The sequence below is a fragment of the Alteromonas sp. G4i35 genome (assembly GCF_054960375.1).
Genome location: NZ_JBHNZD010000003.1, coordinates 185,452 through 197,802, shown reverse-complemented (window position 1 = coordinate 197,802; position 12,351 = coordinate 185,452). Strand labels below are relative to the sequence as shown.

Below are 12,351 nucleotides of genomic sequence, written 5' to 3'. Positions count from 1 at the left end.
TTTTTCTAATCACTTAATTTCTTGTGATAGCGTAACGGCCCGTTTCGATCATATCGAAAGTAATATTGGCTGCCTCGTCCAAGAATGGATCTAATTCTTCCATATCTTCAGGTAGGTCGTCCAATGTTGTGACAGTTTCCATTCCCAATCGCTGTAAACGTTCGTTAGCACGAGCAAGCGACTTCTCTTCCGCCTCTTTCTTCTCGCCTTCACGTACAGATTTAACTAATGAGATGAAGTTCTTGTCTTTATTTTCCTTATATTCCTTTATGTCGTCTTGGATATAAGAAAACTCAGGATCTTGTAAAATACGTTTGTTGTGCTTCGCTGTTAAAACATCAAGCGCAGCAGTACCGTCTGCAAACGTCGTATAGTTAGCGCGATTGATACTGTCCCATGGCAACGCATTTTCCGCTTGGCTTTCTCCCCATTCAGCTGGTTCAACCGCCGATGGATAAAGAATGTCAGGAATAACGCCTTTATGCTGTGTGCTGCCGCCGTCAATGCGATAGAACTTGGCGATAGTAAACTGAACACTACCTAATGGGTTGTCGTAAAGGTCATAAATTTTACCTAAACCGCGATGCTGCTGCACTGTCCCTTTCCCGAAGGTTTGTTCACCTACGATGAGAGCACGGTTGTAGTCTTGCATCGCTGCCGCAAAAATCTCTGAAGCAGACGCGCTATATCTGTCAACTAATACGGTTAACGGGCCATCATAAGCCACTTCGCCATCTGTATCACGGTTAACGCTAACTTTGCTCTGACCGTATCGAATTTGAACCACCGGGCCTTTTTCGATAAATAGGCCAGTAAGTAACGTTGCTTCGGTTAGAGAACCACCGCCATTACCGCGCAAGTCTACGATAACGCCTTTAACGTTTTGCGCTTTCAAGCTTTCTATTTCTTTAGCAACATCCATACTAAGGTTGTTGTAAAAACTTGGAATGGTGATTACACCTAGAGGTTCACCTGCGTGAGGACCAGTCTCTGGCACATATACTTCCGATTTGGCTGCGCGATCTTCTAACTTAATTTTATCGCGAGTAAGGCTAACTACCGACGTGGTTTTCGCGTCCGTGGCTCCTTTTTCAACCTGTAGACGGACAGTACTTCCTTTCGGGCCTTTAATTAACTCGACCACTTCGTCCAATCGCCAACCAATCACATCAACAAACTCTTCGTCGTCTTGTGCTACGCCAACAATTTTATCTTCTGGTTTTATTGCGCCAGACTCATCTGCAGGTCCGCCAGGTACAACGCTTTTGATTACCGTGTAATCATCTTCGCTTTGTAATACTGCACCAATACCTTCAAACGACAAGTTCATGTCCATTTGAAAACGTTCAGCGTTACGCGGAGATAAGTAACTGGTGTGGGCTTCAATTGTACGTGCGAATGCATTCATTGCAGTTTGAAAAACGTCTTCGCTCTTTGCTTGCTTAGTGCGCTTAATCGCTCGCGTATAGCGTTTGGTAAGAAGTTCTTTCGCCTCTTCCCATGTTTTGTCTGCAAGTATTAGATTTAACGCGTCGTATTTAACGCGTTGACGCCAAATTTCATCCAGCTCAGCTTTATTAGCTGGCCACTCAGCATCTTCTCTGTCGTAAAAGAACTTATCGCCTTCTTTTTCAAAGTCGAACGGGCCTTTCTCTAACAGTGCAAGTGCAAATTCATAACGCTCAATGCGTCGTTTTGCGCTTACGTTATACATATCATAGGCAACAGAGAGGTTGCCTTTACTCAGCGCATCATCAAACAATGTGCGGTATTTCTCAAAACCCACAACATCAGACAGCAATAACACTTGTTTATTGTGATCTAATGAATCGATGAAGCGCTGGTAAACTCTAGCTGAGAGTGCATCATCCAACGAAATTTCCTTGTAGTGCGCCCTGGTAAAGAGTGCGCTTACTCGCTTAGCTGCAACACTGTGTTGAGATTCCTGTTGTAAAATGGGAAGCTCGTCTACCTCTGGTGTTGACGTAACTGCGCCTGCTCCTACCCCAACGGTAAGAAAAGCACTGGCGATGGAAATTCGAAGGATGTCTCTCATATTTTACGACCTCTTGGAGCGTGCCAAACGTAAAGCGTCTGCGTTTACTTTAACTACCATGCCTGAGTCTAATTGAACGTGAATGCCATCTTTAGCTACTTCGGTAATTACTGCAGGCATAGGTGCTTTACCTAATTTAACGGTAACTTGCGTACCTTGCTGTAAATCGCTATCTGTCAATTTCGCAGGTGGTGTATTGTTTGGTCTGTTATTTTTCGGTTTAGTTCCGCGCTTAGTATCAGCATGGTCCGAATTTGCAGATTTTTCACCTTTTGGACGATTAAATTGACGTTTATCTTTTCGCTTAGGCTGCTGAGCTAGCTTAGCTTTGCGCTTTTCAGCTGCTTTTGCTTTGCTTTCTTCTAACTGCTGCTGCGCATGATCAGCGTGTTCTTTTTCAATTGCATCGCCTTCAACGCCGTCTAAATCTACACGGCTTACACCTTCTTTGATGCTATGAAGATAGCGCCAGCTGTTGGTGTAATGTCGTAGTGTAGAACGAAGTAAGGTTTTGCTAACGCGTTCCTCTTCTTCTAAACGTGTGGCAAGATCTTGAAAAATACCGATCTTAAGTGGGCGGGCCTCGCCTTCAATGCTAAAACATTTCGGAAAGGTCTCTGCAAGGAAAGCTATCACTTCCTTACTGTTGGTAAACTTCTCTGGTGATTCCATTAACTTTCTAAATTATTCAGGAGATTTCATCGTTACTTGCATCATCCCAAGTTGCCAGCGTGTGGTCAACCCAATCAAGCAATTCGTCGTCATCTATTTCTAATAAATGCTTATCTTGTTGCCAAGATTCCCATGCGTAGTGCAAAATTTGCTCTAAACGCTGTGTTTCAATATCTTCTTCTGCATTGTCGTACACCGCATGTAAGATGAAATTTAAACGTTCAGATGCCTCATCTGGGTCATCATGAAAGTCTTCCATGTCCTCATACGTGGATAAAACAACGTGAATATCAACACTGGATTTCATAATTATTTCTGCGAATCCATAAGAATTTGAGCAATTTCAACGAGCCCTTTTTCGTCTTCTTCGGTAAAGCGTTCAAAAACAGGGCTGTCGATATCAAGTACGCCAACCAGCACATCGTTTAGCACTAGTGGAACAACAATCTCAGAGTTTGACGCAGCATCGCAGGCAATGTGTCCTTCGAACTGATGAACGTCTGCTATACGCTGAACAGTTCTGGTACTTGCACTCGTTCCGCAAACGCCTTTTCCAAGTGGAATGCGAATACATGCTGGTTGCCCCTGAAATGGACCGAGTACCAACTGCTCTTCTTTATAAAGGTAAAAACCTGCCCAATTCACCTCTTCGAGGCTATTGAAAAGCAGCGCACTTATATTTGCCATGTTAGCGATAAGATCGTGCTCGCCAGAAACCAAACTCTTTGCTTGGTTTATTAACTGACCGTACTGTTGTTCTTTCAAACGAATTTCCTGCTATTGAACAATGTTAAAAGACACATTAACACGCGCTTCTATGCGCTCTTGGCCAGGTAAAGACATAGACATGTCTTTGGCAAAAGCTTCTGCACGCATTACTGGAATCGGCATATTGCCACCAGATTCTGAGATTGCAACAACTTCACCTACTTCAATCTCTAATTCTTTTGCTAATAACTGTGCACGTTGCTTTGCGTCTTTTACCGCAGAGATAAGTGCTTTTTGATAGGCATCGCCTTCACCCACTGAAATAAAATTAAATTGTTGTATGCGATCAACACCTCGTTTAAGCACGCCATCTAGTACTTTGTCATAAGTTTCAAGGTCAGTAGATGTGACGGTGATATCTCGTGACAACGTGAAACCTTCTTGCTGACGGCCTTGAGGCGTATTGATATAGCGAGGTTGTAAGCGTACTTGCATACTCTGAATGTGCTTTTCATCTATACCTTGATTAAGCAAGAACTTAACAATAGAGCGGAGGTCCGAATCAAGCTGAGTGTTCAGTTTACCTACTGTATTACCTTCTTCTTCAACAACGAGTGTGACTGAATAAGCGTTTGGTGTCACTTCTACCGCTCCTACGCCTTGCACATTTATAACCGCTTCTTGTGCGGCCTGTGCAGCAACCATAGGTGCAGATAAGGCAATAAATGATGAAGCTAACAATGCTTTTTTAACTACACTTTTTGCTGTCGAATAAGTATTAGTACGCGTGATCATTTTCATAGAGATTCCTTTTTTATGGTGCCTTTTAATTACGTTACCGAAAGGATAAATGTTTAAAACTGAATAGTTTATGAATATACGCAACAAACGAAATGTTAGCACTGAACTGAGACGAGAAGAGATATAACTTCGCCGAGATGTGCTTTTTATGAGGCAAGACCCAAAAATGGATAACTAATACCAGTCAACTTGATGTAGAACCACTATAACTGCGGTAACACACCGCGATTACGAACATTTTAAATCTCGCTGAGTCGGTAATGATCTATGCGGACTGATATCAAAGCGCTATGTTAAATGGGTTTTATATGCTATACGGCTAAAAGCCAACCGTTCAGCTAAGCATCTCGCTGAACGTGTTGACCGAAAAGAGTAAAAGGCGCTAGGCGTTTTACTTAAGCACAGTGCGCAACGCAGCAAGGCAGTGATCGATATTACGGGGTTTACATGCGTATCCCATAAGACCAATTCGCCATACTTTACCGGCATGATCGCCTAAACCGGCGCCGATTTCTAAATTAAAATCTTCAAGCAATTGCTTGCGAACGGCAGCATCGTCTACGCCGTCTGGAATTTTAACTACATTTAATTGAGGCAAACGATAAGCACTGTCTACCGTTAGCTCTAACCCAAGTTCACTTAAACCCTGCGCAAGTTTTTCATGACCCAATGCATGACGCTGCCACGCATTTTCTAAGCCTTCTTCTTTTAAAATCAGAAGTGCTTCGTACATAGCGTACATACTGTTGACAGGTGCGGTATGGTGGTAGGCACGCTTGGCGCCCTGCCCCCAATAACCAACAATCAAGTTCATGTCTAGAAACCAGCTTTGCACTTTCGTTTTTCGGTTTTGAATAACGTTAACTGCTCTTTCACTAAATGAAACAGGAGAGATACCCGGCACGCAACTCAAACACTTCTGTGAACCTGAATAAATAGCGTCAATGCTCCAACCGTCAACATCTAACTCGATACCTCCAAGAGAGGTAACTGCATCAACAATGCTAAGACAATCATACTTTTTAGCCAGCTCACAAAGCGCTTTGGCTTCATTGCGTACGCCCGTAGATGTTTCGGCGTGAACAAAGGCAAGGATCTTAATATCCGGATTGGCTTTAAGGGTGTCTTCTACCACATTAAGGTCAGTTTGCTCGCCCCATGTATTGTTGATGGTAATAGCCTCTCCACCACAACGCTCTACGTTTTCGACCATTCGATTGCCAAATACGCCGTTAATACACACGAGTACCTTATCGCCTGGTTCTACAAGATTAACAAAACAAGCCTCCATTCCTGCTGAGCCCGGAGCAGAAATAGGCATAGTAAGTGCATTCTCAGTTTTAAACGCATACTGTAAAAGCTGCTTGGTTTGGTCCATTAACTCAATGAATAATGGATCGAGATGGCCCAGGGTGGGTCTCGCCATGGCGTTTAAAATTCTGGGGTTAACATCGGATGGTCCTGGACCCATCAAAGTCCGTTCAGGGGGAATAAAAGTAGAAAATGATTGCATAATCCATCCTCGTATTAATGTAAGAGCCTGTTTTTAGAGTCAGTATCACGCATATTTAGCATGAACGTTGACGTCATACTACAAGGATAATGGCATGGTACAACCGTCTGTTTTCAACATAACTTACATGAATGAAAGTATGTCTATATATTTAACAAGGGTATACATTAACAACGCTTCATCACGTGGATAAAATGTGTGCAACATGTGGATATAAACTGTACATCTTTCTCTCAAAAAACATCACATCCGACCAGTTTTTAGTCCATTGATTACTAACGTATAAGTTCTACAATTTAATTGACGTTGAGAGTGTAAGATAAAATTCACACAAAAATTGTTTATAATTTAAACAAATGTATTCTATACTCATTGTCCGTTTAAAAGATTTTATTTAAACTCTCCTGTGTAAAAGTTAGCGCACGGCTCAGCAATGAGCCATTCCCCTAGGCCCGGAACGTTTGTTCTGGGCATTTTTTATGGGGATTCAAAATATCGCGAACAGCCTAGTCTTAAATTTCAGCTATCAACTGGCTGTAATGATGACTTATATGTTTTGGCGTTATCTACGTAATGTTCAGCGGACGCTTTTAGTTTGGGTTCGATCTTCTCATCAAATGTTCTAATGACTTTACCAGGCGCTCCAACTACTAAACTGTAATCCGGAATTTCCATGTTTTCCGTTATCAAAGCGTTAGCGCCAATGATGCAGTACTTTCCAATTTTTGCACCGTTTAATACCACAGCGTTAATTCCTATCAAGGAATAGTCACCAATCTCGCAGCCGTGAAGCATGACTTTATGTCCTACTGTTACCCCTTCACCTAGCACTAAAGGAATACCTGCATCGGTGTGTAATACGCTGCCATCTTGGATATTCGTATTTTTACCAACGGTTATCTTGTCCATATCGCCGCGTATAACCGCATTGAACCAAACGCTTGAACCCACTTTGAGTTCAACATTACCAATAACATGTGCGCCTGGCGCTATAAACGTACTTTCATCAACCAGCGGTGATGTAGAACCTAATTTGTAGCGCATTACCCTCTCCCTATTCGTCTACTTTTCTCATTAATCCTTCTTGCATGGTTGACGCAACAAGTTCACCATTTTGGTTAAATATTTGTCCGCGTACCAAACCTCTAGAGCCTCCGCTAAAAGGACTCTCCATTGCATACAATAACCATTCGTTCATATTGATTGGGCGGTGGAACCACATAGCATGGTCTATCGTTGCGATTCGAAGTGATTTATCGGTTACCGCAACACCGTGTGGTTGAAGCGACGTACTGAGAAAATGATAATCTGATGCGTAAGCAAGCGCAGCTTGATGAACAGTCAATGATGCATTCATTGTGTCTCTTGCTTTTAACCAAATATAACGCGTCGGTTCGCGTTTCGCTGACTGGTAAGAGTTAGCTGCATCTACCGTGCGAATATCTACAGGTTTATGATAGCTCAACGCTTCTTGCATAGGCCGTGCAATTTTATTGAAGTTAGCTTCATAGAATTCAATGTCAGACTGCACATCTTCCGGCGCAGGCACATCTGGCATTGTTGGGTTTTGATGCTCCATGCCATCTTGAGGAACCTGAAAAGACGCTGTCATGTAGAAAATATTTCTACCATCCTGAATGGCTTTAACCCGTCTAGCAGAGAAACTTCTGCCGTCTCGCACTACCTCAACATCGTAAACTACAGGCTTTTTAGCATCGCCTGGTAGTAAAAAATAAGTGTGGAATGAGTGTGCGACTCTACCAGCCTCCACTGTTTCGTATGCAGCTGCTAACGCTTGCCCCAAAACTTGCCCACCAAACAAGGCGCGGAAGCCTAAATCCCAGCTTTGACCTCGATAGATGCCAGCTTCCACTGTTTCGAGTTCAAAAAGTGACGATAGTTTAATCTCAGACATGTTGTACTTTCTCTTCAATTACTGCTTTTGGGTTTCGCGGGTAGTACTTTTCAGGCAATTTTGCTTTATGCTCGAAAAAGCGCGTATCTTTATAGGGTAACTTCATAAACCCTGAAATGCCTAGCCCTTTTATTTTGGGAATTTGCTGAACGAGTTGCGCTAATAATGCGTGGAAGCGCTCTTCTTGGCTGTGATCAAGCAACGTGTAATAGTTGTGAATTTTCAAATGCCGCGGTAATGCTTCAAATATAATACAACCAGTGTGATGTATTGTATTAAGTTGAACGATGGTATCGATAATCTCCTGAGGCAGCTTTAATAGTTCATCTGGATCATCGCCATCTTCGAAATATGAGTGAGTACGGCTTTCATCCTTTTGTGCAGAAACCCGTGATAGTTCGTAGGGAATAAACATACCGCCTGCTGGTTTAAAGTCTTCATCTTCACTTTCGCGTTCAATGTGCAGCGTGTTTTTGGCGTTGAACATACAACACTTGAACACCGCGGGCTTGTGAATAGCCCTTGCTAAATTAATGACATTATTCACTGCTAAATCAAACGCTGCTTTCATTGATTCATCATATAAGTTCAAGCTTGAATCGACATATATACCTTCTGGCTCCCAGCGCACAGCCATACCGCCAACTACAGGGTAACGGCCTAGTCTGCTTATTGCAGAAACAAATGCTTTTTCGGTATCCCCCATGCCCTGTAAATAGTTTTTGTAGTAGCGGTCAAATTGCGCATCGTCTATATAACGAAGTTCCTCTACGTCTTTTTCATCTAACGAGTCAGACAGTCTTGCTTGTTGGCGTAGGTAAGATTTTCGAGAGCTGTAAACAACGGTTTCAATATCAGCACGGTTCTGAGTGTGGGCCAGCCATGTAGGGATTAACGGAGTATATTGTGTTGGCTTGTCTTGAGTGAAAACCATATTCTTCAAAACGTGGAGATGATTAAACAGGTAATCTCCGCCCTGCCTTCTCTTTTCTGGATCTTCACTGAGCATGTGCTCAAGGATATTAGCAAGCATTTTGGGAAGGCCAAGGGATGAAGGTGTAATAACCTTGCTTCCGTAACGACACGACTGCCCTGATGCCAATGCATATAATGTACTGGCCAAGCCTTGTTCATCGAAGCGGGGGCTGGAGAGTGCGCCATTAAGCTGCTCCTCGCCAATAAAATAAACATCGCCAAGTCGAGCATTAGTTTGATGCAGTTCACCCGACATTAAATCCATGACATTGTTACCCACATATTGCCCAGTGATGTCAGTCTGTGCGAACACTGAAGAGCCCCAATCAATCAATCCAACCGATTCATTTTCGGCATCCCAAACCAGATTCGAGGGCTTTATGTCTCCGTGCACAATGGGTTTAATTTCTCCATTTTCACTGTATTGGCGAAAACTGGATAAAAGTTCGCCGACCTGCACTGCAATTTTGACGATAATACGGGGCGAAAGTGGGCCTGTTTTCAAGCTGACTTTTTCTAGGTCTTCGCCAGGTGCGCGCCCCATAACCAAGATGGATTGTTTGCGTATTTGTTGATATTCAATAAACCGCGGCACAAACTCATGATTAACGTGAGAAAGCATAAAAGCTTCCTCTTCTAGTCTATCTTGCACATGCTGCGGCAACGTTATTCGCGAAAACTTAAATACCCGTGATTCACCGCTTGGTGCATTCCCTGCAAACGCAAAACCAAAGGCCCCTTTCCCTAAAAGTTCGATGTCACTGTAACCCAACCCTTCTAACTGTGAAATGCAAAGGTTTACCCAGTCTTTTAGTTTTTTCGCATCCGCATGGGATAGCAAATATATCGACTGCTCATCGGGTATATAGAAATGTTTTAGGCCTTTGAGTTGCGACATGTTTTTTACTTCACGCTTTTAGTGACTTTTTGAAACAGATTAATCAGCAACAATACGCTTACCATTGTTAAACTGCACAGCAATCAATTATCTTCGTTTATCCAGGTAACATGCGCTGTAGCGTGATAACCCGTTTCATCAGCACCTAACATACCAACAACGCTTTCTAGCGCGCTCTCTAAATTAGCATCTAATTGCCAAGGCGGGTTTAACACGAATACGCCAGAACCATACATTCCAGCATCTGGGGTATTTTCTGCTACATGTATTTCTGCTTTAAAACAGGGTTTACCTAATGCTGCAAGCTTCTCGCACATAGCTTCACTTGCACCACTTTTGGCACCAGCCCTCTCTGACAATAGTGGATACCACACTACGATTTGTGCCTGCTGCCAGCGTTTAAATACCTGTTCCACACCCTTAATAAGGTCGCTATATTCATTCACGCGCTCATAAGGAGGGTCGATTAAAATAGCACCGCGATTGGGTTTAGGTGGCGTAAGTGCGCGAAGACCTTCATATCCGTCTCGTTTATGTACGTGGCTATTACGGGTGCGTAAACGGGACACGTTGTTGTCTAGTTTATCGAATTCCGCAGGATGAAGTTCCATTAGGTGTAAATTATCACTATCCCTTTTCGCTTTTGCGCTTATTGCAGGCGAGCCCGGATATTGCTGCTGCGCTAAAAATGGTTGGCACAACGATAGATAGTCGGCCAACAAATTTGGCAAGTCCTGAACGCCTTTATCATCTATAAGCAAACGAGATATACCCGTCTCATACTCTTTATTTTTTGATGACATGGCATCGGTTAGATCGTACGCGCCCGCGCCTGCGTGGGTGTCGAAAAGCGTAAAAGGTTTATCTTTTTTCTTTAATGCGTTGATAACGCCAATCCAACAAAGATGTTTGATGACATCAGCGTGGTTGCCCGCATGAAAGGCATGTTGATAACTAAGCACAAAACCTCAGTAAAATTTTCGTTTGTTTATAGTGCTATATAATAACGTCAACGCGCTTTGAGGTATACAAAACAAAAAAGGGCCAATAGTTTTACTATTGGCCCTTTAAAAATATTGCTACTGCAAATCAAATTGCTTTGAATGATATCACTTAAGGTGCATCAACATTTTTTCCGGCTGAGTTAGGTAACTCATCCATAGATTATTAAATCGCACCATCGTCGCACCATCAATAATACGGTGGTCGCCAGACCAATTAACCGCCATGATATTTTGCGCGCTAACATTCCCTTCATCATCAAAACGCGGAAGTTTCTGCGTTTTACCGAGAGCAACAATAGCAGCTTCTGGCTTATTAATTACTGGCGTTGCGGTAATACCGCCTATTGCACCGATATTAGAGATACTAATCGTACCGCCTTTAAGGTGCTCGCCAGCCACGCGGCCCGCTCTGGCTTGTTCGATAATATCCTGCATTTGAACAGCAATATCTAAAAGCGAGAGGTCTTGTACGCGTTTAATATTCGGTACAAGCAAACCAATTTTAGAGTCTATTGCAAAACCAATATTGTGATCTGTGAAGTAGCTTATCTCAGTGGCGTCTTCGTTAAGCTGACTGTTAATGACAGGGAACTCATTAAGTGCCAACGACATTGCTTTAACGAAAAACGGCATAAAGCTGAGTTTTACGTTCTTCGCTTCAAATTCAGGTTTAAGCAGCTTGCGTAGCGCCATCAGGTTGTCCATTACCAACTCGTCACTTACTGTGAAGTGCGGGATAGTATAGACCGAAGCCGACATTTGCTTCGCCATAGCTGCCTGAATACCGCGTACTTTTTCTGTTCTAACGCTGCCTTTAAGCACAGTGCTTGTGCTATTCAAATCACCTTTTTCTGCGGTAGATGAGCTTGGCGCAGAAGATGACGTATTTTGAGACGACGTGTCAACATTCGAATGTTGTAGATTCAACACGTCAGACTTAAGGATCCGCCCCTTTTTACCCGAGCCTTCCACAGTAGAAAGGTCGATATTCTTTTCTCTTGCAACACGTCTTACCGCGGGGCTAGCCAACACTTTACCTTCTATAGCGATAGGTGGCTCGTATTCGCCGTCGCTGAATTTTGAAGGAGCAAATTGCGCTGATTGTTGACTTGAACCGTTTGTTTGCTTGTTCACCGAACTTTGAGATGCAACGCTTGAAGCACTGTTGTTTGCCGATGGTGATTCGTCATTAGTACCGCTACTAGTTGTGACTTCACCGGCAACTTCTAGCGCAAACAATGCACTATGCACTTTCGCTATATCGCCTTGCGCGTAATAAAGACGATGCACGGTACCTGCGTTTTTAGCGGGGATCTCTACCACTGCCTTGTCGGTCATCACTTCTACAACGGCTTGATCTTCTTCAATTTCATCGCCTTCAGCCACGTTCCATTTCACAATTTCGCACTCGACAATACCTTCACCAATATCTGGCAAAATAAAGTCTTCGATGTGCTTGCCGTTTGAAGCGCCTGAAGAAGCACTATCATTCGCTGTCGCTGTTTCAGACGCATTGTCTTTTACTTCCGCTTGCGCGTCTTCATGTGTATCTGAGTTAGCGTCGGCATCATCTGGCGTCATAGAGAATAATGGTGCGTGCACTTTAGCAATATCGCCTACCGCGTAATGCAGTTTATTAACCACACCCGCATGCATTGCAGGAATTTGCACGGTAGCCTTGTCGGTCATTACTTCCGCGACAGGTTGATCTTCTTCTATATGCTCACCTTCAGAAACTAACCATTCCAGAAGTTCGCATTCAACTATACCTTCACCAATGTCCGGTAAGATAAATTCAATTGTCATTTG

At 43.2% G+C, this 12,351-nt stretch carries 11 protein-coding genes; all 11 read right to left on the bottom strand.

Features of this window, described 5'->3' with window-relative positions; all coding sequences use genetic code 11:
- Window positions 1-13: 13 nt before the first annotated feature.
- On the bottom strand, window positions 14-2,056 hold the full coding sequence (prc, locus tag ACFI6L_RS02810) for a carboxy terminal-processing peptidase (RefSeq protein ID WP_014949543.1): 2,043 nt from the start codon (window positions 2,054-2,056) through the stop codon (window positions 14-16).
- Between the two features lie 3 nt (window positions 2,057-2,059).
- Window positions 2,060-2,728 (bottom strand): RNA chaperone ProQ, encoded by a 669-nt coding sequence (proQ, locus tag ACFI6L_RS02805; RefSeq protein WP_075176602.1) that lies wholly within the window; start codon window positions 2,726-2,728, stop codon window positions 2,060-2,062.
- 16 nt (window positions 2,729-2,744) lie between these two features.
- Window positions 2,745-3,035 (bottom strand): hypothetical protein, encoded by a 291-nt coding sequence (locus tag ACFI6L_RS02800; protein ID WP_014949541.1) that lies wholly within the window; start codon window positions 3,033-3,035, stop codon window positions 2,745-2,747.
- Window positions 3,036-3,037: 2 nt separating this feature from the next.
- Window positions 3,038-3,493, bottom strand: a complete 456-nt coding sequence (locus ACFI6L_RS02795; RefSeq protein ID WP_014949540.1) for a GAF domain-containing protein — start codon at window positions 3,491-3,493, stop codon at window positions 3,038-3,040.
- A gap of 12 nt (window positions 3,494-3,505) precedes the next feature.
- Complete coding sequence (locus ACFI6L_RS02790; RefSeq protein WP_014976589.1) at window positions 3,506-4,237, bottom strand: SIMPL domain-containing protein; 732 nt, start codon at window positions 4,235-4,237, stop codon at window positions 3,506-3,508.
- A gap of 391 nt (window positions 4,238-4,628) precedes the next feature.
- On the bottom strand, window positions 4,629-5,750 hold the full coding sequence (locus ACFI6L_RS02785; RefSeq protein ID WP_231513074.1) for a pyridoxal-phosphate-dependent aminotransferase family protein: 1,122 nt from the start codon (window positions 5,748-5,750) through the stop codon (window positions 4,629-4,631).
- Between the two features lie 519 nt (window positions 5,751-6,269).
- Window positions 6,270-6,794 carry a gamma carbonic anhydrase family protein gene (locus tag ACFI6L_RS02780; RefSeq protein WP_110289107.1) on the bottom strand — a complete coding sequence of 175 codons (525 nt, stop codon included), beginning with the start codon at window positions 6,792-6,794 and terminating at the stop codon, window positions 6,270-6,272.
- A 10-nt stretch (window positions 6,795-6,804) separates the two neighbouring features.
- Entirely contained in the window at window positions 6,805-7,665 is an 861-nt protein-coding gene (gene tesB / locus ACFI6L_RS02775) for an acyl-CoA thioesterase II (protein WP_014949536.1), read from the bottom strand.
- Window positions 7,658-9,538 carry a protein kinase domain-containing protein gene (locus ACFI6L_RS02770; protein WP_014979333.1) on the bottom strand — a complete coding sequence of 627 codons (1,881 nt, stop codon included), beginning with the start codon at window positions 9,536-9,538 and terminating at the stop codon, window positions 7,658-7,660. Before ACFI6L_RS02770 ends, tesB begins: the two co-directional genes overlap by 8 nt.
- An 83-nt stretch (window positions 9,539-9,621) precedes the next feature.
- Window positions 9,622-10,500, bottom strand: coding sequence for a 23S rRNA (adenine(2030)-N(6))-methyltransferase RlmJ (locus tag ACFI6L_RS02765; protein ID WP_462573384.1), 879 nt, complete (start codon window positions 10,498-10,500; stop codon window positions 9,622-9,624).
- 147 nt (window positions 10,501-10,647) lie between these two features.
- Window positions 10,648-12,348: a dihydrolipoyllysine-residue acetyltransferase gene (locus ACFI6L_RS02760; protein ID WP_462573383.1), complete on the bottom strand. Its 1,701-nt coding sequence runs from the start codon at window positions 12,346-12,348 to the stop codon at window positions 10,648-10,650.
- Between the last annotated feature and the right edge of the window lie 3 nt (window positions 12,349-12,351).

Coding starts and splice junctions, on each gene's coding strand:
- ACFI6L_RS02790 (WP_014976589.1), bottom strand. CDS start 4,237: ATGAAAATGATCACGCGTACTAATACTTATTCGACAGCAAAAAGTGTA.
- prc (WP_014949543.1), bottom strand. CDS start 2,056: ATGAGAGACATCCTTCGAATTTCCATCGCCAGTGCTTTTCTTACCGTT.
- ACFI6L_RS02800 (WP_014949541.1), bottom strand. CDS start 3,035: ATGAAATCCAGTGTTGATATTCACGTTGTTTTATCCACGTATGAGGAC.
- proQ (WP_075176602.1), bottom strand. CDS start 2,728: ATGGAATCACCAGAGAAGTTTACCAACAGTAAGGAAGTGATAGCTTTC.
- ACFI6L_RS02780 (WP_110289107.1), bottom strand. CDS start 6,794: ATGCGCTACAAATTAGGTTCTACATCACCGCTGGTTGATGAAAGTACG.
- ACFI6L_RS02760 (WP_462573383.1), bottom strand. CDS start 12,348: ATGACAATTGAATTTATCTTACCGGACATTGGTGAAGGTATAGTTGAA.
- ACFI6L_RS02785 (WP_231513074.1), bottom strand. CDS start 5,750: ATGCAATCATTTTCTACTTTTATTCCCCCTGAACGGACTTTGATGGGT.
- tesB (WP_014949536.1), bottom strand. CDS start 7,665: ATGTCTGAGATTAAACTATCGTCACTTTTTGAACTCGAAACAGTGGAA.
- ACFI6L_RS02770 (WP_014979333.1), bottom strand. CDS start 9,538: ATGTCGCAACTCAAAGGCCTAAAACATTTCTATATACCCGATGAGCAG.